Source organism: Reyranella aquatilis (assembly GCF_020880995.1).
In the GTDB taxonomy this organism is placed as follows: Bacteria; Pseudomonadota; Alphaproteobacteria; order Reyranellales; family Reyranellaceae; genus Reyranella; species Reyranella aquatilis.
The window spans coordinates 19980-39715 of sequence record NZ_JAJISD010000021.1 but is presented as its reverse complement, the minus strand read 5'-3'; the positions used below and the strand labels follow the sequence as shown (position 1 = coordinate 39715).

Here is a 19736-nt window from a genome sequence, read left to right as displayed (position 1 = left end):
GGTCGTGAAGGGCGTCGCCGAGGTCACGCTCGACGGCAAGGTCATGACCCTGCGCGAGAACGAATCGACCTACATCCCGATCGGCGGCGTCCATCGCCTCGCCAATCCCGGCAGCGAGCTCCTTGAAGTGGTCGAGGTGCAGACCGGCGACTATGTCGAGGAGGACGATATCGTCCGCTACGAAGACATCTACGCCCGGGTATGACCATGAATTTCGGCGCGCACCACGAATGGGGCAGGCTGCGCGAGGCCGTGGTCGGCATCTCGCCGGCCGAGGATTTCGTGGTGTTCCACGAGGAATCGGCCCGGTGGATGACACCGGAGGTTGCCGATTTTTCCCGCCGCAACACAGGGCGCCGCCTGATCGATATCGATCCCGAGTGGGCGCGGAGCTGTGAGCGCCAGGTCGACGCCTTCGCCGAGCGCCTCACCCGGGAAGGCGTCATAGTCCATCGCCCCGATCGGCTTGCAGGCTTGGAACGGACGTTTCTTGCGCCCAACGGCGAGGGCCTTCAGCTCTTTCCCCGCGATCCCCTGATCGTCGTCGGTAATCATGTGATCGACGCCTCGCTGCGTTTGATCTGCCGTCAGCGCGAGCGCTACGGGCTCCGCGCGATGGTCCGGCGCATGGTGCAGGAACGCGGCGCGCGCTGGTCGACGGTGCCGCTGGGTTCGCCCAACTGCGTCGACGGCCCTTTCCTCGAAGGCGGCGACACGCTGCTCAACGGCTACGAGATCTATGTCGGCATGTCGGGATGCGCGTCGGATCTCGCGGGGGCCGACTGGCTGCAGGATCTGCTGGGCTCGCCCTACCGGGTGATCCCGGTAGCCATGAAGTCCAACGTGCTCCACCTCGATTGCGCCCTGGCGCTGGTGAGGCCGGGCCTCCTGATCTACTGCCCGGAGAAACTGATCGACGGGCTGCCCACGAGCCTGCGCGACTGGGACAAGATTCCGGTTTCGATCGAGGAGGCGACGCGGCTCGCGACCAATGGCCTGATCCTCGAGGAAGGCCGCATGATGGCGGATGCCGACAACGTGCGCGTGATCGCCGAACTGCGGGCCCGCGGCATGGATGTCATTCCCCTGCCCTTCGATGGGCCGATCCGGCTGGGCGGCGGCCTGCGCTGCGCCCATCATCCGTTGCTGCGAGAAAGCGTGCTGGCTTAACGGCGACGAGAACTGTGCGTTGAAGCGCGCCCCTCCAGGGGCGTGCTCCAATAAGCCCTTCAGTTCCCGCGCTTCGGCGTGCGATCGAAGACGACCGGCTTGGGCTTGCTGAACATCTTCTTGAAATGGACGCCGAACGAGCGGACGACGGTCGCGATCTGGCCGCCGACGAAGCGCACCAGCACCACGGCGAACTCGAGTGGCGGGATCTCGCCGCCGCGAATGAAGTTGTGGCCGGCCCGCAGGAATGTCGTAGCACAGACCAGCACCCAGGCGACGGTCACCACGAACAGCGTCAGCAGCAGCGGAACCAACGACGGCGCCAGCAGGCCCGCCAGGATGCCCGACGCGACGCCGACCAGCAGCACCGGCTGGTTCAGCGCCATGCAGAGATGCAGCAGCGCCGCCAGCTTGGCCGACGGCGTGATGTCCCGGCTCTTCAGGATTTCCGGGAACATGCGCATCGAGACGTGCCGGAACCCGTCCTGCCAGCGCTGCTGCTGGCGCAGCCAGGTCTTGGTGTCGGCGGGCAATTCGCCCGGCACGCCGACGGTGGTGAGGAACAGGGCGCGCCAGCCCTTCACCCAACCGCGATAGGTGAGATCGAGATCCTCGGTGACCGTGTCGCCCTTCCAGCCCCCGCCGGCGTCGATCGCGGCGCGCTGCCAGATGCCGCAGGTGCCGTTGAACGGCAGCGGGTGACCGGCCCAGCAGCGCGTGGCCTGCTCGATGCCGAGATGGGCGTCGAGTGTCACCATCTGCATCTCGGTGAGCGCGTTCTCGTGTGGATTGAGGAAGTCGAAGCGCGCTTGGACGAAGGCCGTCCTGGGCTCGGCGAAGAACGGCCGCATGCAGACGCGCAGGAAGTCGGTCGGCGGAATGTAGTCGACGTCGAAAATCGCGAAGAAATCGTAGGGCGTCTTCTGCATCGCCTCGTGCAGCGCCCCACCCTTGTAGCCGCTGCGGTCGGTGCGCTGCAGCGCGACCACGTCGAAGCCCTTGGCGCGCAGATCGGCCGCGACCTGGCGCACCATCTCGGCCGTCTCGTCGGTACTGTCGTCGAGCAATTGGATGTGCAGCTTGTCGCGCGGCCAGTCGAGCGCTGCGGCCGATTCGGCGCCGCGGCGCACCACCGGGCCCTCGTTGAACGACGGGATCTGAACGACGACGTGCGGCAGGTCGGCATCGGCCGGCAGCGGCGTCGACAACAGCCTCTCCTCGCGCCGCAGCCCCGCATCCTTCAGCCGATGATGCAGCACCACCATGTAGAGAAGGCTGCCGATGAAGGCGGCGAGCAGCAGGCAGCAGACCGCGAAAACGGCGCCGAACAGGAGTGCGAGGATCGCGAGAATGGCCATCGTTTCAGGTGCCGGTCTTGGGCGTGCGGTTGAACTCGGTCTTCTTGCCGAAGCCCGCGCCGACGATCGCGGCGGCATTGGCGACGGCGAGATATACGATCAGCGCCGGCACGCTGGCAGCCGTGACCAGGTAGCGAGCCGTGCCCCCCCGCTTGAGTTTGCGATAGGCCCCCCAGGTCATGCCGAACAGCACCGCCAGCATGCCCGCGAGCCACAGCCACAGGCCGAAGCGGAAAATGCCGAGCAGCCGGCCGTGGCCGACGATCGAGACGACGAGCGCCAGCGCGCCGACCACGAGCAGTGGAAATATGAGTTGCTGGCCCAGCGCCACCGTCGTCGTGAGCTTGGCCTCGGTCGGCCAGGCGGATTTCCAGATCGGCCCCAGCAGCTTGCGGGCGACCTGGACGAAACCCTTCGACCAGCGGCTCTGCTGTGCGCCGAAATCCTCGACCTTCTGCGGCAGTTCGCCGACCACATGCGTGTCGACCAGAAACACGCCGGTCCAGCCCTTGAGGTAGGTGCGAAGAACGAGGTCGAGATCCTCCGACAGGGTGTCGTGCGACCAGCCTCCCGCCTCCTCGACGGCGGCGCGGCGCCAGATACCGCCGGTTCCGTTGAACTGGAACGGCACGCCGCGCCGCGCGCGGACATCCTGCTCCACGGCGAAGTGCGCGTCCTGCATGAGGCGCTGGGCGCGCGTCAGCCAGTTGCGCTCGCCATTGCCCCATTCGATGCGGGTCTGCACGAAGGCCGCACGCGGATTGGCCAGCATCGCGGCCATCGCCTCCTTCAGCCAGCCCGGCGCCGGCACGAAATCGGCGTCGAACACCGCCACGTAGGGCGCGTCGTCGAGCGCGAGCCCGGCCGCCAGGGCACCGGCCTTGAAGCCGCCGCGATCGCTGCGGCGCACATGGTGCGCGTCGATGCCCGCCTTGCGCAGACGCGCGATGGCATGGGCGGCGATGTCGGAGGTGATGTCGTTGCTGTCGTCGAGGAGCTGGATGGTCAGCCGGTCATGTGGCCAGTCGAGCGCGCCCATCGCCGCCATCGAGCGCTCCACGACCAGCGGCTCGTTGTAGACGGGGACCTGGACCAGCACGCGCGGCAGCTCCGCCGGCAGGGCGGGCGCAGGCTTCTCGTCACGCGGCAGTTCGAACAGCCAATACACCAGGTAGAGGAAGTAGGCCGCGATCGCGACCTGCGCGGCGAGGCACAGGAAGACCAGCAGGTCGATTAGGAAGAGCAGCATGGGCCGCCGCTCTCAGTGATAGTGGATGGGAACTTCGAAGCAGCGGCCGTCCTCGATGTGGAGGCGGCGCGAGGCGACGTCGAAGATGCGCTCGTCATGGGTCGACAGGACAACGGCGCACTTGGCGCGCATCGAGAGGTCCTTGAGCTGATCCACGACCAGCCTTCCCGAAACACGATCGAGCGCCGAGGTTGGCTCATCGGCGATGATGAGGTCGGGCAGGCCGATCATGGTACGGGCGATCGCCACGCGCTGCTGCTGACCGCCCGACAGCTCGTCCGGCCACGAGGACGCCTTGTCGCCGAGGCCGAGCAGGCCGAGCAGATGGCGCGCCCGCGGCTCGTCCCAGGCAGGGTCGGCCAACGGGGTCGTCGAGACACCGGCGATCACGTTCTGCAGCGCTGTCAGCGAGGACAGGAGATTGCGCTTCTGGAACAGGAACCGGATGCGGTTGCGCAGCACGTCGAGGTCCGAGCCGCCCATGCCCACGATGTCGGTGCCCAGCAGGCGCAGCTTGCCCTCGGACGGCTTGCGCATGGTCCCGAGAATGGTGAGTAGGGTCGTCTTGCCCGAGCCTGACGGGCCCGTCACGATCACCAACTCGCCCTCGCGGACCTGCATGTTGATGTCGAACAGCACGTCCACCCGCTGCGGCCCCTCGCCGTAGTGATGATGGACGTCGACCGCCTCGACGACGGGCGGCCCGAAACCGTGTGCGTCGGTGCTCATGATCACTCGAACAGCATGATGGGATCGACACGCCACAGGCGGCGGATGGCGAACAGGCTGGAGACGACGGTCATGATCATGCAGGCCACCAGAGCCACGACCATTTCGCGCAGGCCCATCGTCATGCCAAGATGCATCGCGGCCTCTGTGGCGCCATAGACGAACCGTCCCAGCGTGAAGGCGACGAGGAAGGCCGGGGTGATGATCGCAGCGCCGATCTGGCCGATCATGAACAGGAAGAACCACCAGTCGTACCCCAGGCTCTTCAGGATGGCGTATTCCGGCAGATAGAAGCGAATGATCTGGTATTGGGCGTAATAGATGAAGACCATGCCGATCATCACGCCCATCACGAAGCCCAGGTCCGTGATATAGCCGACCGGCGTTTCACGCGACCAATAGGTGCGCTCGCGCTTCTCGAAGTCGCGTAACGTCAGCACCTCGCCGCGTCCGGCGAGGGCCGTGTTGAGCTCCTTGCGAACGGCGTCGACATCGGAGCCCTTGGCCAGCTGGATCGCGATGAAGGCCGGACGGTCCGACCACCACGAGCCGAAAACCTCGGCCATCGTGTCTTCCGACATGATGATGGAGCCGTCGTTCAGCACGTTGGGACCAAGCGCGAACGTGCCGACAACGAACAACTGGCGCAGCAGGCCGCGATTGTCGGGAGGCCCCAGGACCTGGAACTCCCTTTTGCCGGGACCGACCTGCTCGGCGAGGTCGCCGAAATAGGGGCGCGACTCGCGGTCGTAGAGCAGGCGGCGCGCCTCCCGCAGCCGATAGAGATTGTCCCGCAGCCCGGGAACGTCGATCGCCGGGCGCTCGACGTCGACGGCATACCAGGCGATGCGCCGGCCTGACTCCATCCCGGAATGGGTGATCGACATGACGCCGAACCAGAAGGGCAGCGTGTTGGTCACCGCGGGGTTGGCCGACACGACGTCGGTCATGGAGGCCGGCACCTCGGCATGCAGCTGCAACGACTTGAAGCCGTAGGGCACCAGTACGAGATCGCCGACGACCGACCGATGGAGGCGGATCGCCGAATCATAGACCGCCCGCTCGATCCCGAGCTGGGCGAAGATGACGAGGAGGCTCGCGGTCACGCCGGCGAGCGACAGCAGCGTGCTCGTCCGCTGGCGCTTCAGCTGCTGGGATCCCAGCGGCATGCTCGTGGCAGTGACTGCCGCCGCCCTCAGGCGCGCCAGCGAGAAGGTCGGACGCCACTGGAGCCACCGCCGCAGCCGCGACGACGGGTTGGCTGGCAGCGTGAGAGCCATCAGAGGAAGGTGACGCGAGTCTCGCGGCCCAGAACCTGCGGCATGCTGGACGGGTCGTCGAGCTGGATCTCGACCTGCACGACGCGCGCGTCGGTCGAGGAACCGCCATCCGGCTCCATGCGCTGCATGCGCTTCACGGTCGGCGCCACCCGGGAAATCGTGCCCTGGTAGACGGTCGGGCTGCCGCGGAACGTGACCTCGACCTTGCCACCGGCCGATATGCGGCCGACGTTCAACTCGTCGACGTCGGCGAGAACGCGCAACTGCGAGAGATCGACGATCTTGGCGATGCCGTTCGGCGAGATACGCTCGCCCTGGCGCGTGTAGATCTGGATGACGATGCCGTCGAGCGGCGAGCGGACGAGCGCCTGCTCGCGAGTGCTGCGCGCATTGTCGAGCTTCGCCTTGATGATGGCGATGTCGTTGTCGCTCTGCTGCAGGTCGCTCGCCAGCGTTTCCTTCTGGATGCGCAGCTTGGCCTGCTCACGCTCGAGGCTCTGCTGGGAGATGTTCAGTTCGAGCTGCTTCTGGTCCGGCGGCTTGCCGGAACGCTGCATCTCCAGGACCTTGAGCTTGTTCTCCTCGATGGCGGACTTGACCACCACTTCCTGCATGGCGATTTCGGCCGTCCGGTAGCCGCTGACCATCGCCTCGCGCGCCTTCTCGGTCTTGGCGAGTTCGGCCTCCGAGGTCCGGACGGCGATGTCGGCCTTGGGGTAGTTGGACAGGACGGCGATGACCTCGTTCCGCTTGACCTTCTGGCCGTCGGTCACTTTGAGTTCGATCAGTACGCCGCCGCCGGCGGGGTCGCCGGCGATCAGGGCGGTTCCGGCCGGCGCATCGGTGTACCCGCGCGAAATCAGCGGCGGCAGGGGCCTGGGGCCATCCTGGGCACTGCTGGTCTGCCGGCTGGGCATCATCCACAGGGTCAGGCCCGCGACGACGATGAACGCGGCCAGACCTGCGGCGCCCCAAGTGAACTTTCTTGCCTGCGCCATAATAAATAGTACCAAAAAACGCCCGGGGACGCTGCCCCTAGTTGGAAGGTGGCTTCTAGAAGGTCGTCGAGGTGATCAGATTGCCCCTCAGAACGCCGACGATCGAGAAGGTACGATAGATTGATGTCAAGATCTTGTCGTACTCGTAGAGCGGGGCGTTCGTGATGTAGACGACGTCCTTCGGCTGCACCGGGAACTGCTGGGCTATGAAGATAGATACCGGCTGGTAAAGGTCCAGTCGGAAAACGCGCGCCCGGGCCGTGGGATTGTTCTGCAAATCCCCCATTCTGAACACATAAACGCCGGTTTTGTTCGCCCGGGCGTCGTTGAGGCCGCCGACCATGCCCATCGCCTCCAGCAGGCTGATCGTGTGCTTGGGCATATCCACGTTGCCCGCCTTCACCACGGCACCCAGGACGGTGAACATGCGGGCATTCGGGCGAACGACGATCTCGTCGTTCTTCTGGAGGCCGATGTCGCCGCCGGCCAGCAGGTCGGAATACTGCGATTGCAGGATCACCTGCCCGTTGCGCCGCACCACCACTTCCAGCTGGTTGGCGCCGACGCCGGTGCCGCCCTGCCCGCCGACGCCGGACGGACCGCCAGCCTTGTTGATCGCCTCGACCACGGTCCGCACGCCTTCGAGCAGGGAAACCCGCCCGGGCTGCCGGACGTCGCCGGACACCATGACCGTATGCGTCCGATCGGCCACGAATTCGACGATGACCTGCGGATCCTGGGCCTTGCCCGAGGCCGAGACCTGCTGGCCGATCTTCTTCTCGATCTGGTTGAGGTCGAGGCCGGCCACCTTCACGGTACCGACGAAGGGCACGTTGATGGTGCCGTCATCGGTGACGCGCTGGACGCCGAAGTCGGCGCCGGGTCGCTGGATGGTCGGGAAGATGCTGCCCTCGTAGGGCTCGAAGATGCGGACCTTGATGGCATCGCCGGGCGCCACCGAGATGCGGGAGCCGGCCGACAGGTTGCTCACCGTCGACGGACGGTCGACGGGCGGCGGCTGGCGGTAGTTGGCGATGGTGGTTGGGGTGAGATCGATCACGTCGAACGGAAGAGCTTCGGTCGTCGTCGTCGCCGCGCCGCCCATCCAGGGGCCGTCGCCGGGCAACGCGGTGCAGGCCGCCAGGCCGAAACCGAGGCTGAGGACAATTGCGGTAGGTCGCGCGGCGGCGCGCAGCCAGCTCCAAATTGTCAAATCCTGATCTCCGTCCGGAACAGTCGCCGCACTCGGTACCGCGCCATGCCCCAACCTATTGATTGAATCGCTCAGCCAGACGCTAATTAACCTGTGGCGCCTCGCCGGTGCAAGCTTTCCCCACCGAGACGCTGTGTCTCTTTCTCCAATCTCGCCGTGGCTTCCTCGAGCGTGCTCGCGATCTCGAGCAGTTCGGAGAAACCACTGACCAGCAGGCAGTCCCACGCCGCACCGGTGAAGCGGCAGAAAACGATTCGGGCATCGGCCTCCGCCGCCTTGTGCAGAACCGATGCGAAGGTGCGGACTCCGGCGGCGCTCATGTAGTTGACCTGGCTACCGTCGACGATGACCCGGGCGCCCGGCCGCAGCGCCGCCACCAGCATCACCTCGACGGACGCCACGGTCACGGAATCGACCTTGGCCGGCAACATCACGGTGGAAATAGGCTGTCTACGGTTCACACTGCTCATACGGACTTCCCCGACGCGGCATCCCCGGTCTGTTCCCTGGAGGTTTCTCGCCACTGGCCGCCCAGGTCGGTCCCCCGCCAATAGATCGTCCGGCCCCAGAGCGCATTGACGATGAGCACCGGGGCCAGGGCCTCCCGCAGGACCGCGGCCGCTGCCGCGCGAATCCCAAACGACAGGCCACGCCCCGTCATGAACCATTTTTCGGCGAGGAGCCATCCGGCCGTGTGGGCGCCCCATGCGGCGGCAATAACGCCCGCGTTTGCCCCGAGGGCGAGCAGCCCGAGCGTCCCCGCCCCACCCGTCACGGCCCAGCCGATCGCCGGCTCCCAAAGCACAAGCGGCCAGACCGGCAGGCGCAGGCGCGTGCGCGCCCAGCGCACCTGCCGTCGCCACACCGCCGACCACGGCCGTTCACCGAGCGGCAGCCGCGGCATGACATCGCCCAGGCGGGTGGCGAGGCCCAACTCTCGCACCGAGCGGGTGACCGAATAGTCGTCGGCGATCCAGCGGTTGAAGCCCCGCCAGTTGCCGATGCGCTGGAGCGTCTCGCGGGTCATGAGCGTGACCCCACCGGAGGCCACGGCGATGCCGAGGCGGTCGGCGGCGAACAGGAACCGGGCCTGATGGCCGTCGATGTAGGCGCGCTCGACCTCCGCCGCGAAGCTCGCCGGCGCTTCGGCCGCCTTGAGCGCCAGCACAAGGCCCGTCCCGCTCGCCAAGGGGGCGGCCGCCCGGAGCAGATCGTCCACGCCGAGTTCGATGCCCGCGTCACAGAGCGCCACGACGGGGCGGGCAGCCGCCTCGAGCCCCTTGCGCACGTTGTTCATCTTCGGATTGAAGGTATCGTCGTTGCCCACGAGGATCGGGGCATCCGGCCACAAGGCCCGGGTCGGCGCCACGGCGCCGTCGTCGGGCCGGGCCACGCAGATCAGGATTTCCGCGCCGGCCCCGGCCAGCCGCCGCAGCGCCGCGACATAGGCGCCGGTCGCGTCCTCGGCTCCCGCCATCGGCGCGACGATGCTGAAATCCTCTGGCCGGTAACGACCGCCGGGGGGCGGCCGCCTAGGCGTACGCGCCAGTGCCGCGCTCACCCACTGGATCGCCGTGCCGAGTCCCCACCAGCCGAAGCCGAGCCACGCCAGGGTCCCCGGCTCCATGCGGGATCACTCGCCCGCAGCCGCCTGCTTGGCGTTGCCGGAGGAGAAGCGCTGGACGTCGTCCTTCTCGACCAGCAGGGCACGGTGATAGGAGCGGATCACGTCGTTCGGATCGCCCTGCTCGCGGATGCGCCCTTCCTCGATCCAGATGGCGCGGGTGCACAGGCGGCGCACCTCGGCCATTGAATGCGAGACGAAGAGCAGCGTGCCGGTCTTGCGGAAATTGTCGATCCAGTCGAGGCACTTGCGCTGGAAGGCGGCGTCGCCGACCGACAAGGCCTCGTCGACCACCAGGATCTCGGCCTCGACGTGGGCGCAGATCGAGAAGGCCAGGCGCGTGCGCATGCCCATCGAATAGTGCTTCACCGGCTGGTCCATGTATTCGCCGATGCCGGCGAACTCGGCGATCGAGTCGAACTTGCGGAGGACCTCGCTGCGCTTCAGCCCGAGCACGGCGCCGCCGATCAGGACGTTCTCGCGCCCCGACAGCTCCATGTCGAAGGTCGAGCCCAGCGCCAGCACCGGCGCGATGCGGCCGTTGACCCGCAGTTCGCCGTGGCTGGGCAGCGTCATGCCGCAGATCACCTGCAGCAGGGTGGACTTGCCGCAACCGTTGCGGCCCAGGATGCCGATGCTCTCGCCCTTCTTCACTTCGAGGCTGATGTCGCGCAGCACCCAGAAGGGCTTGAAATACGCTTTCCACCAGCCGAGCAGGACCTGCTTCAGCCAGTCGTTGCGATGAGCGTAGAGTTGGAACGCCTTGCCGAGGTTCTTGGCCTCGACGACGATCTCAGAGGACGTCGACGATGACATTCCGATACCTGTCGAAGAACCAGTAGCCGAAATAGAAGCTGAACACCGAGATCAACAGGGTCCAGCCATAGACGATCATGTTGGGCAGCTTGCCGAACAGGACCACGTCGCGCATGACTTCGACGAAGCCGGTCAGCGCGTTGGCGTAGATCCAGAAGTTGAACGGCTCCGGCAGCTGAGCGTGCGAGTAGAAAACCGGCGTGGCGAACATGAAGAGCGGCACGATGGTGATCATCAGATAGCCGGCGTCGCGCGTGAAGGCGCCCAGCGCCGCCAGGAACCACGACATGCCGATCAGGAACGCCATGAACGGGATGAAGATGAACGGCAGCAGCAGCACGGTCCACGGCAGCGAGCCGGTCATTGCGAACTGGAAAATCAGCATGACCGCGCCGGAGATCAGCGTGTAGGCCGTGGCGCGCAGGGTCGAGATCACCGGCAGCATATCGCTGGGGAAGATCGTCTGCTTGATGAAGTGGGTGTACTCGTGCAGCAGCATCGGCGCACGGAACGCCATCTCCGAGAAGAAGTTGAAGACGATGATGCCGCTGAAGATGAACAGCGAGTAGCTGACCTGCTTGCCATCGGTCCCGTCGGACACCGGGAGCGACAGCGTAGTGGTGAAGGCGAAGGTGTACACACCGATCGCCAGCAGGGGGGCAATGATCGCCCAGATCCAGCCGGCGATCGACCCCTTGAAGCGCTCGCGCACCTCGCGCCGCAGGATGGCGGCGATCAGGTCACGGTGATGCCACATCCGCACGAACGGCTTCGAGACGAAGCTGACGAGGCGCTCGATCGGACCGAGGTTCTCGACCACGATCTGCTTGCCGTTGACGACTTTCACCGACGGCATGAGCCGCTCTTCTCCTTTTTGGGTCCAGTGGTGAGCCCGGTGGGGTACGATCCCACGACCCTCTGATTAAAAGTCAGATGCTCTACCGCTGAGCTACGGGCTCGTCCCGGTTCCGCGCCGCGGGCCTCTCCGCCGCGCGGCGCCCATATAAAGTGCGGGGGGCCGATGGTCAACGAGACCTGTGGAGGCCTCACTTCTTGCCGAATTTGGCCTTCAGCCGCTCGAATACCTTCTTGGACACGAACTGGGAGGTATCCCCGCCCAGCCGTGCAATATCCTTCACCAGGGACGAGGCGATGAACTGGTGGCGGTCCGAGGCCATCAGGAAGATCGTCTCGATCGCAGGCTCCATGCGGGCATTCATGTTGGCCATCTGGATCTCGTACTCGAAGTCCGAGACCGCCCGCAGGCCGCGGATGATGACCGATGCCTGCACGTCGCGCGCGAAGTGGATCAGCAGGCCCTCGAACGGCACCACCGTGATGCGGTCCCGGTCCGCCTGTGGAAAATCCGCGATGTCTTCCTTGATGATGTCGATCCGCTCCTCCAGCGAGAAGAGCGGTCCCTTGCCCACGTTGATGTGCGGGCCGATCACCAGCCTGTCGACGAGCCGCAGCGAGCGGCGCACCACTTCCATGTGCCCGCTCGTGATGGGATCGAACGTGCCCGGATAGACCCCGGTGCGTTCTACGGCCATGTCTCCCCCTTGTGCGCAGACTGCGACGGCGAAGTCTTAGCGACACGACCGGTCCTTATCCACCGTTTGTTTCGGAACTGGAGTCCTGCTCTGTTCCTGTCTCCGACTCGGGCTGGCTGTCGCCGTTTCCACCGTTGCCTGGATCGTCCTCGCCGATCCGCACGGCCGTCACGACGCGCTCGCCCTCGCTCACGGTGACGATCCGCACGCCGCGCGTCGCTCGCCCGGCGATGCGGATTCCATCCACCGGACACCGGATCAGCGTGCCGCCGTCGGTGACGAGCATGATCTCGTCGGTGTCGAGCACCGGCAGCGCCGCGACGATCTCGCCGCCCTTGGCGAGGCTCATCAGTTCCACGCCCTTTCCACCGCGACCGGTCACGCGATACTCGTAGGCCGACGTCCGCTTGCCGAAGCCCGACGAGGCGACGGTGAGCACGAACTCCTCCCGCGCCTGCAACTCGGCGAAGCGCTCCGGCGAAAGCACGGCCGGCGGCACGGCTGCCTCCTCACCCGACGGTGTCTCCTCCTCCACCGCCTCCGCAGAAGTCTCGCCGGCGGCCGCATTCTCGGCCTGGCGCAGGGCACGCGACTGGCGCAGGTAAGCGTCCCGCTCCTCGCTGGTGACGCCCTTCCCGGCATCGACGAGGGACATCGAGATCACCTCGTCGCCCTCGGCGAGCGCGATGCCGCGCACGCCGGTCGAGTTGCGGCTCGCGAACAGACGCACCTTGTCGGTCGGGAATCGCATGGCGCGGCCCTGGCGCGTCGCCAGCAGCACGTCCTGGTCCTCGGTGCAGACCGCGACGCCGATCAGTCGGTCGCCGGCATCCTCGCCCTCGAACTTCATGGCGATCTTGCCGTTCTGGTTCACGTTCACGAAGTCGCCGAGCTCGTTGCGCCGCACGCCGCCGCGCGCGGTCGCGAACATCACGTTGAGCCTCGACCAGCTCGACTCGTCCTCCGGCATCGGCATGACCGTGCTGATGGTCTCGCCCTCGCTGAGCGGCAGCAGGTTCACGAAGGCCTTGCCACGCGCCTGCGGGGCGCCGAGCGGCAACCGCCAGACCTTGAGTTTGTAGACGATGCCGCGGCTCGAGAAGAACAGCACGGGCGTATGCGTGTTGGCGACGAACAGGCTCGAGACGAAATCGTCCTCACGCGTGGCCATGCCCGAGCGGCCCTTGCCCCCGCGCCGCTGCGCGCGATAGGCCGAGACCGGGACGCGCTTGACGTAGCCGCCGTGGGTCACGGTGACGACCATGTCCTCGCGCTGGATCAGGTCCTCGATGTCCTGCTCGAACTCGTTGTCGACGATCTCGGTCCGCCGCGGCGTAGCGTACTTCTCCTTGATCTCGACCAGTTCCTTCGCCATCAGCGCGAACAGCTTGTCGCGGTCGCCCAGCAGTTCGAGATAACCCTCGATCAGCTTCGCGACCTCGGTCAGCTCCTCGGCGATCTTGTCGCGCTCGAGCCCGGTGAGGCGCTGCAGCCGCAGTTCGAGAATCGCGCGGGCCTGCACCTCGGAGAGCCGGTAGGTGCCCTCCGGCGAGACTTCGCGGCCGGGTTCGGCGATCAGGTCGATCAGGGGCTTCACATCGGCGGCCGGCCAATCCTTGGCCATCAACCGCTCGCGCGCGACGTTCGGATCGGGCGAGCGGCGGATCATCTCGATCACTTCGTCGATATTGGCGACGGCGATCGCGAGACCGACCAGCACGTGAGCGCGGTCGCGCGCATGGTTCAACTCGAAACGGGTGCGCCGGGTCAGAACCTCGGCGCGGAAGCGGATGAAGGCCTCGAGAAGTTCCTTCAGGCTCATCAGCTTCGGACGGCCACCGTCCAGCGCCAGCGCGTTGACGCTGAAACTCGTCTGCAGTGGCGTGAAGCGATAGAGCTGATTGAGCACGACGTCGGCCATGGCGTCGCGCCTCAGGTCGATGACCAGTCTTACGCCGTCGCGGTCACTCTCGTCGCGAATCTCGGAAATGCCCTCGACCTTCTTGTCCCGCACGACCTCGGCAATGCGCTCGTGCAGCCGGGCCTTGTTCTCCTGATACGGAATTTCGGTGACGACGATCGATTCGCGACCACCGGGTCTCGCCTCGATGCTGGTCTTGGCTCGCATGATCATCGAGCCGCGACCCAGTTCGAAAGCGGCACGGATACCGTTGCGGCCGAGGATCGTGCCGCCGGTCGGGAAATCGGGCCCCGGCACGTATTCGATGAGCTGCGTCACTGTCAGCTCGGGGTTGGCGATCAGCGCGACGCAGGCGTCGATCAACTCGCCGAGATTGTGCGGCGGGATGTTGGTGGCCATGCCCACCGCGATTCCACCCGCGCCGTTGGCCAGCAGGTTCGGATAGGCCGCCGGCAGGACCGTGGGCTCGTTCTCGCGCTCGTCGTAGTTCGGCTGGAACTCGACGGTTTCCTTGTTGATGTCCTCGAGCAGCGTCTCCGCCACCGTGGCGAGCCGCGCCTCGGTGTAACGCATCGCGGCCGGCGGATCGCCGTCCATCGAGCCGAAATTGCCCTGCCCCGAGATGAGCGGCAGGCGCATGGAGAAATCCTGCGCCATGCGCACCATGGCGTCGTAGATCGCGCTGTCGCCGTGCGGGTGATACTTGCCCATCACGTCGCCGACGATACGCGCCGACTTGCGGAAGGGCCGCGTCGAGTCGTAGCCGCCCTCCTTCATCGCGTAGAGGATGCGTCGCTGCACGGGCTTGAGGCCGTCGCGGGCATCCGGCAGAGCGCGCGCCACGATCACGCTCATGGCGTAATCGAGGTAGGAGCGGCGCATCTCCTCTTCGATGGTGATCGGCGCGATATCGTGCGGAGAAGACGGCGGCGGAGGCGCGTCTGAGGGCGGCGGCGCCGGCGGCAGGGTCGTATCGTCGCTCACGGAAACCTGGGATTTTTCTCGTTCTTGCAGCCTGTCCGGAGGCTCCGGAAGGGGTATTTCGCAAACTAGCAAACAACCCCTGCAAGACCAACAAAAATCGCCCGAAAAAGCCCCCTTTAACACTTTGATTTCATTGACTAAATTCGCACCGAAAATAGCTCCCGGAAAGGCCGCGATTTGCCCCCAGAAAGTGCCCTCTCCCGCCCCTCCGTCGTGGTCTTCGACATGGGCGGCGTCCTGATCGACTACAATCCGCGCCACCTCTACCGGAAGCTGATCCCGCAGGAAGCCGAGATGGAGGATTTCCTGGCCAACGTGACCACCCGCGAATGGCACATGCGCCAGGACTACGATGGCGATCCCGGGACCGCGACCCGCGAACTGCAGGCACGCCATCCCGGCAAGGAAGCCCTGATCGGCGCCTACTACGAGCGGTTCGACGAGATGCTCGACCATTCGTTCGCGCCGATGGCCGCCCTCGTCGAGCGGCTGGGCGGCGCCGGCGTACCGCTCTACCTCCTGTCCAACGCCCCCGGCTTCCTCGACGCCTGGCTGCGCGGACCGGCGCGCGCGAGGCACCCGTTCGTGCGCCATTTCCGGGACTTCGTGGTGTCCGGCCATGTCGGCTGCTGGAAACCGGATGCGGCGATCTTCGAACTGACCTGCCGGCGCGGCGGCTTCGCCCCGCAAGACGCTGTTTTCATCGACGACGTGCTGGCCAACGTGGAAGGCGCCCGAGCCACAGGCATGGCGGGAATCCACCACCGCTCGGCCGAGGAGACCGCGGCAGAACTGCGCGCGCTCGGCTTCCCCGCGTGAAGGTGCCGGCGACCCTCGGCGACCTGCCGCAGCCGCTCTACTTCTTCGATGGCCAGTGCGTCCTTTGCAGCCGTTTCGTCGCCTTCTGCCTGAAACGGGACCCGGGCGGCCGGCTGAAGTTCGCAAGCTCCCAATCGGACCTCGGCAAGCGGGTCATCCTCGCCTTGGGCCTGCCCGGCGACACGCTCGACCGGACGATCCTGTTGCTGGAAGACGGCCAGGTGCACAGCCGCTCGACGGCGGCGTTACGCGCCCTGCGGTACCTTAAAGGCCCAGCACGCTGGCTGCAGCCGCTGATCCTGGTGCCGAAGTTCCTGCGCGATCCGGTCTACGACGTCGTGGCCCGCAACCGTATCCGGTGGTTCGGCCGCCTCGATTCCTGCCTGGTCCCCACGCCGCAGACCCGCGACCGCTTCATCGATCTGTAAGCGAGCCGCGATAGCGCACCAGCCTGCCGATCCCAGGCAGGCCGATCTCGACGTCGAAGTGGAACCGCCCCGCTTCTCCGGTCTCGACGGCACTGACATGCGGCCAGCAGAGCCGCGGCAGCGGAATCCCGGCGAAGCGCATACCGGCCATTGCCAGTTCGAGCCGGGCCTCCGTCACGGTCACCCGCAGATCGAAGGCGAACGGCCCGAAGTGCTCGACGAGCCACCCCGCCGGCCGTCGTCGCCCGATGGACTGCTCGGAGCGCATGCTCCGGCCGCCGACCCGGCGGATCCAGGTCTCGCGCCCTTCGCGCACTTTGAAGTCCACCTCGATGGGCGCATCCCGAACAGCGGGCGGCAAAGCGAAGAGCTTCGCCACGATCCGTCCGAGGAGGTTCGCTGGGCCATCGACAGAGCAGCGTCCACTCCACGTTCCGCCCACACCGTCGTGCAGACGCTGACCGGGCTCAGACATCCCTCCATAATTCCTGCCCAGCACGCGGCGATACAGCGAGGGCCTGAACGAAGCGCCATCCTCGCCCCATCCCGACGCAATGCGCAGGTGCGCCCGCAACCATTCGCTTTCGATATCGGCCAGCGACAGCAGGCCAACGCACGGCATCGCGCCGCGCCGGCCGAGGTCCCCGCGCGCGAGCCTGCGTACCAGCGCCGCCGCGGGCATTGCCGGCACGTAGGGCCCATCGCCTCCCTCGGCGATCAGGGACCAGCAACGCGAGGCCCCCGGCCCCGCCAGATCGATGCGCAGCCCGCCTTTGTCGCTACCGAGGGCGCGCAGCCGGTCGGCGATCCAGGCCAGCGGTGTCGCCGCCGGCCGCAGCGTCTTCAGCAGCCCCAACCGGACCGGCCAGGCGAGGAGCCAGAGGCCGAAATGCAGCGCGGAGAGTTCCAATCCGGCACCGGCATAGGTCTCCGCGACTCCGAACCTCTCGCGAAACAGCGTCGGCTCGGGCAGGTCGCAGGCGGCGGCCCAGCGCGCGCCGAGACCCGGCACGACGAAGCGGCGGAGACTGCCCCAGACGCGGCGTCCCGGCTGATCCGGAATGGGGTTTCCCGCACTTGCCAGGATGGCTTCGACCAGCGCGCGGCCGCGCGGCGCATCGTTGCCCGGGACGATGCCGAACGACATGCGATCGACGGCCATCCCCTCTTGCAGCGCCCGCTCCAGCACCGCGCCCGTGAGCGCCGGCGCCGTGCTGGCGCCCGCACAGACGAGAACGTCCGCGGCCTTTGCCGCCGCATCGAGCCGGACGATCCCGCACACGAAGGCCCGGTCGTCGGAGAGATCGAGGTAATGGACGCCGTGGCGGATGCATGCTTCCGCCACGGCATAATCCTGCCCCTGAAACGGACCGGCGACATGGATCACGACGTCGAACGACCGGCCGGCGAGCACACGATCGAGATCGCGTCGCCAGTCGAGCACGAGACCTGCCGCGCCGAGTTCGGCCGCCAGGGCCTCGACCCTCGCGCCGTCGCGCGCGCCGATCGTCAGGTCGATGAGAGGATCGTTCGCCAGAAGGCGGCACAACCGGCCGCCGAAGACGCCCGTCCCTCCCAGGACGAGCGTCCGCACGGTCTAGAACGGAATGTCGTCGTCGAGCTCGGCCTTGCCGCGCGGTGCCGCACGGCCACCGCCACCGCCGCCGCCGCCGCCGCCGCCGCTGGACATGCCGCCACCGCCGCCCATGCCGCCGCCGTAGTCGTCGTCCATGCCACCGCCACCCCCGTCACCGCCGCCGCTGCGGCCATCGAGCATGGTGAGCGAGCCGCCGAAGCGCGGGATGACGACCTCGGTCGTGTAGCGTTCCTGGCCGCTCTGGTCGGTCCACTTGCGCGTGGTGAGCTGGCCCTCGAGATAGACCTTGGCGCCCTTCTTCAGGAACTTCTGGGCCACCTCGGCAAGCTTGTCGTTGAAGATCACGACCCGGTGCCATTCGGTGCGCTCCTTGCGCTCGCCGCTGTTGCGGTCGCGCCAGGTCTCGGAGGTCGCCACCGACATGTTCACCAGTGAACGTCCGTCCTGCATGGACTTCACTTCGGGGTCGCGGCCGAGATTTCCGACGAGAATGACTTTGTTGACGCTGCCCGCCATGGGGGCCTCCTTGGCTTTCCCGGCGCCGCGGGACGCGGCACCTACCTCACGGCGGGCAACCTAGCCCCGGCCGCCTGTGGGCAGCCACCGAATAACGGTTGTGAAGTGAAGTCTGCTCATGCGGGCCCTCCGACAATTCATTGGTTGGGACGGCAAACTCTCCCGTATCTTCCCCGGCCATGAGCAAATCCTTTCACGTTCCGCAGGTTTCCACCGGCCAGGCCTACGCCATGCTGGGCGGCGCGGCGCTGATGATGACCTTGGCGATGGGCATCCGGCAGAATCTCGGCCTGTTCCAGGCACCGGCCTCCAAGGAACTCGGTATCGCGATCTCCGATTTCGCCCTCGCGATCTCCGTCCAGCAGATCGCCTGGGGCGTGAGCCAGCCGATCGCCGGCGTCTTCGCCGACAAGTACGGAACGCGCTGGGTCGCCCTGATCGGAAGCGTGCTCTACATCGTCGGCATCTGGCTGACGGCGACCGCGCAAAGCGTGCTGCCGATCATCCTGGGTGCCGGGGTGCTGATCGGCGTGTCGCTCGCCTGCACGACCTCCGGCATCACGGCCAACATCGCGGCCCGTGTCGTCGAGCCGGGCCGCCGCACGCTTGCCTTCGGCCTCGTCTCCGCCGCCGGTTCGGTGGGCACGATGCTGACCGCCCCGATCGCGGCCTACCTTCTGAACACCGACGGCTGGCGGACCGCGGTCTGGGCCTTCGTGATCCTTGCCCTTGCCATGCTGCCGGCCGCCTGGATCGGCAGCCGCGCCGACAAGCTGCCCAACAGCCTGTCGACCGATCGCAACCTCACCCTGGCGGGCGCGCTGGACGAGGCGCGGCGCCACAGCGGCTATGTCGTGATGGCACTCGCCTTCTTCGTCTGCGGCCTGCAACTGGTCTTCATCACCACCCACCTGCCGACCTACCTCGCCCAATGCGGCATGGACGCGTCCTACAGCGCGGTCGCGCTGATGCTGATCGGCGGATTCAACATCCTGAGTTCGTGGTTGTTCGGTTGGCTGGGTGACAAATACCCCAAGCGCCTGCTGCTGGGGGCGATCTACCTGCTGCGCTCGCTGACCGTGGCGCTGTTCTTCCTGTTCCCGCCCACGCCGCTTTCGGTCGTGCTGTTCGGGGCCGCCATGGGCACGCTCTGGCTGGGGGTGATTCCCCTGGTCAACGGGCTGGTGGTGCAGATCTTCGGTCTGCGCTTCCTGTCGACCCTGACGGGCATCGCCTTCCTCAGCCACCAGGCCGGCTCTTTCCTCGGCGCCTGGGGCGGTGGCTATCTCTACGATCTCATGGGCTCCTACGATCTCGCCTGGAAGATCGGCGTGCTGATCGGCCTGATCGCGGGCACCGCGCAGCTCCTGATGAACGACCGGCCGACGGCACGGGTGCTGGCAGCGCAAGCATCGCCAGCTTGACGCAGGGACTGGCGGGGCTGGGGGTTAATCGCCATATGCGGTGATCCCCCGCATACA

General features: G+C 66.7%; 19 protein-coding genes and 1 tRNA gene. 5 read left to right on the top strand and 15 right to left on the bottom strand.

What is annotated here, in order from left to right; all coding sequences use genetic code 11:
- Positions 1 to 205 (top strand): phosphomannose isomerase type II C-terminal cupin domain (locus tag LJ725_RS28685; RefSeq protein WP_230553112.1); only part of this gene is annotated, 205 nt, incomplete at its 5' end.
- A gap of 2 nt (positions 206 to 207) precedes the next feature.
- Positions 208 to 1170: a hypothetical protein gene (locus tag LJ725_RS28680; RefSeq protein ID WP_230554341.1), complete on the top strand. Its 963-nt coding sequence runs from the start codon at positions 208 to 210 to the stop codon at positions 1168 to 1170.
- Positions 1171 to 1229: 59 nt separating this feature from the next.
- Here LJ725_RS28680 and LJ725_RS28675 read toward each other — a convergent pair whose 3' ends face one another.
- From LJ725_RS28675 to gyrA, 13 genes are all read right to left on the bottom strand, one after another.
- Entirely contained in the window at positions 1230 to 2528 is a 1299-nt protein-coding gene (locus LJ725_RS28675; RefSeq protein ID WP_230554340.1) for a glycosyltransferase, read from the bottom strand.
- Between the two features lie 4 nt (positions 2529 to 2532).
- Positions 2533 to 3777 carry a glycosyltransferase family 2 protein gene (locus LJ725_RS28670; RefSeq protein ID WP_230554339.1) on the bottom strand — a complete coding sequence of 415 codons (1245 nt, stop codon included), beginning with the start codon at positions 3775 to 3777 and terminating at the stop codon, positions 2533 to 2535.
- 12 nt (positions 3778 to 3789) lie between these two features.
- Complete coding sequence (locus tag LJ725_RS28665) at positions 3790 to 4506, bottom strand: ABC transporter ATP-binding protein (RefSeq protein ID WP_230554338.1); 717 nt, start codon at positions 4504 to 4506, stop codon at positions 3790 to 3792.
- Positions 4507 to 4508: 2 nt separating this feature from the next.
- Positions 4509 to 5786: an ABC transporter permease gene (locus LJ725_RS28660; protein ID WP_230554337.1), complete on the bottom strand. Its 1278-nt coding sequence runs from the start codon at positions 5784 to 5786 to the stop codon at positions 4509 to 4511.
- On the bottom strand, positions 5786 to 6784 hold the full coding sequence (locus LJ725_RS28655) for an HlyD family secretion protein (RefSeq protein WP_230554336.1): 999 nt from the start codon (positions 6782 to 6784) through the stop codon (positions 5786 to 5788). The genes LJ725_RS28660 and LJ725_RS28655 overlap by 1 nt, the downstream gene beginning before the upstream one ends.
- A 55-nt stretch (positions 6785 to 6839) precedes the next feature.
- Entirely contained in the window at positions 6840 to 7997 is a 1158-nt protein-coding gene (locus tag LJ725_RS28650; protein ID WP_230554335.1) for a polysaccharide biosynthesis/export family protein, read from the bottom strand.
- A gap of 86 nt (positions 7998 to 8083) precedes the next feature.
- A complete protein-coding gene (locus LJ725_RS28645; protein WP_230554334.1) occupies positions 8084 to 8467 on the bottom strand; it encodes an STAS domain-containing protein in 384 nt (127 codons plus the stop codon).
- Positions 8464 to 9624, bottom strand: coding sequence for a glycosyltransferase (locus LJ725_RS28640; RefSeq protein WP_230554333.1), 1161 nt, complete (start codon positions 9622 to 9624; stop codon positions 8464 to 8466). Before LJ725_RS28640 ends, LJ725_RS28645 begins: the two co-directional genes overlap by 4 nt.
- Before the next feature lie 6 nt (positions 9625 to 9630).
- Positions 9631 to 10437: an ABC transporter ATP-binding protein gene (locus LJ725_RS28635; protein WP_230554332.1), complete on the bottom strand. Its 807-nt coding sequence runs from the start codon at positions 10435 to 10437 to the stop codon at positions 9631 to 9633.
- Positions 10415 to 11293 (bottom strand): ABC transporter permease, encoded by an 879-nt coding sequence (locus LJ725_RS28630; protein ID WP_230554331.1) that lies wholly within the window; start codon positions 11291 to 11293, stop codon positions 10415 to 10417. Before LJ725_RS28630 ends, LJ725_RS28635 begins: the two co-directional genes overlap by 23 nt.
- A gap of 28 nt (positions 11294 to 11321) precedes the next feature.
- Positions 11322 to 11396, bottom strand: a tRNA-Lys gene (locus LJ725_RS28625).
- An 87-nt stretch (positions 11397 to 11483) separates the two neighbouring features.
- The gene (coaD, locus tag LJ725_RS28620; protein ID WP_230554330.1) at positions 11484 to 11990 is read right to left on the bottom strand and encodes a pantetheine-phosphate adenylyltransferase; all 507 of its coding nucleotides are present in this window, start codon (positions 11988 to 11990) and stop codon (positions 11484 to 11486) included.
- 55 nt (positions 11991 to 12045) lie between these two features.
- The gene (gyrA, locus tag LJ725_RS28615; RefSeq protein ID WP_408015781.1) at positions 12046 to 14895 is read right to left on the bottom strand and encodes a DNA gyrase subunit A; all 2850 of its coding nucleotides are present in this window, start codon (positions 14893 to 14895) and stop codon (positions 12046 to 12048) included.
- Between the two features lie 177 nt (positions 14896 to 15072).
- Here gyrA and LJ725_RS28610 point away from each other — a divergent pair, with 177 nt between their 5' ends.
- Entirely contained in the window at positions 15073 to 15714 is a 642-nt protein-coding gene (locus tag LJ725_RS28610) for an HAD family hydrolase (RefSeq protein WP_230554329.1), read from the top strand.
- Entirely contained in the window at positions 15711 to 16142 is a 432-nt protein-coding gene (locus LJ725_RS28605) for a thiol-disulfide oxidoreductase DCC family protein (protein ID WP_230554328.1), read from the top strand. The genes LJ725_RS28610 and LJ725_RS28605 overlap by 4 nt, the downstream gene beginning before the upstream one ends.
- Here the strand turns inward: LJ725_RS28605 and LJ725_RS28600 are convergent.
- Both LJ725_RS28600 and ssb read right to left on the bottom strand, forming a co-directional pair.
- On the bottom strand, positions 16129 to 17736 hold the full coding sequence (locus LJ725_RS28600; RefSeq protein WP_230554327.1) for a DUF4166 domain-containing protein: 1608 nt from the start codon (positions 17734 to 17736) through the stop codon (positions 16129 to 16131). The genes LJ725_RS28605 and LJ725_RS28600 overlap by 14 nt on opposite strands.
- A gap of 3 nt (positions 17737 to 17739) precedes the next feature.
- The gene (ssb, locus tag LJ725_RS28595) at positions 17740 to 18255 is read right to left on the bottom strand and encodes a single-stranded DNA-binding protein (protein WP_230554326.1); all 516 of its coding nucleotides are present in this window, start codon (positions 18253 to 18255) and stop codon (positions 17740 to 17742) included.
- Positions 18256 to 18395: 140 nt separating this feature from the next.
- On the opposite strand from ssb, the gene LJ725_RS28590 reads away from it, so the two are divergent.
- Positions 18396 to 19679, top strand: coding sequence for an MFS transporter (locus LJ725_RS28590; RefSeq protein WP_329958405.1), 1284 nt, complete (start codon positions 18396 to 18398; stop codon positions 19677 to 19679).
- Positions 19680 to 19736: the final 57 nt, after the last annotated feature.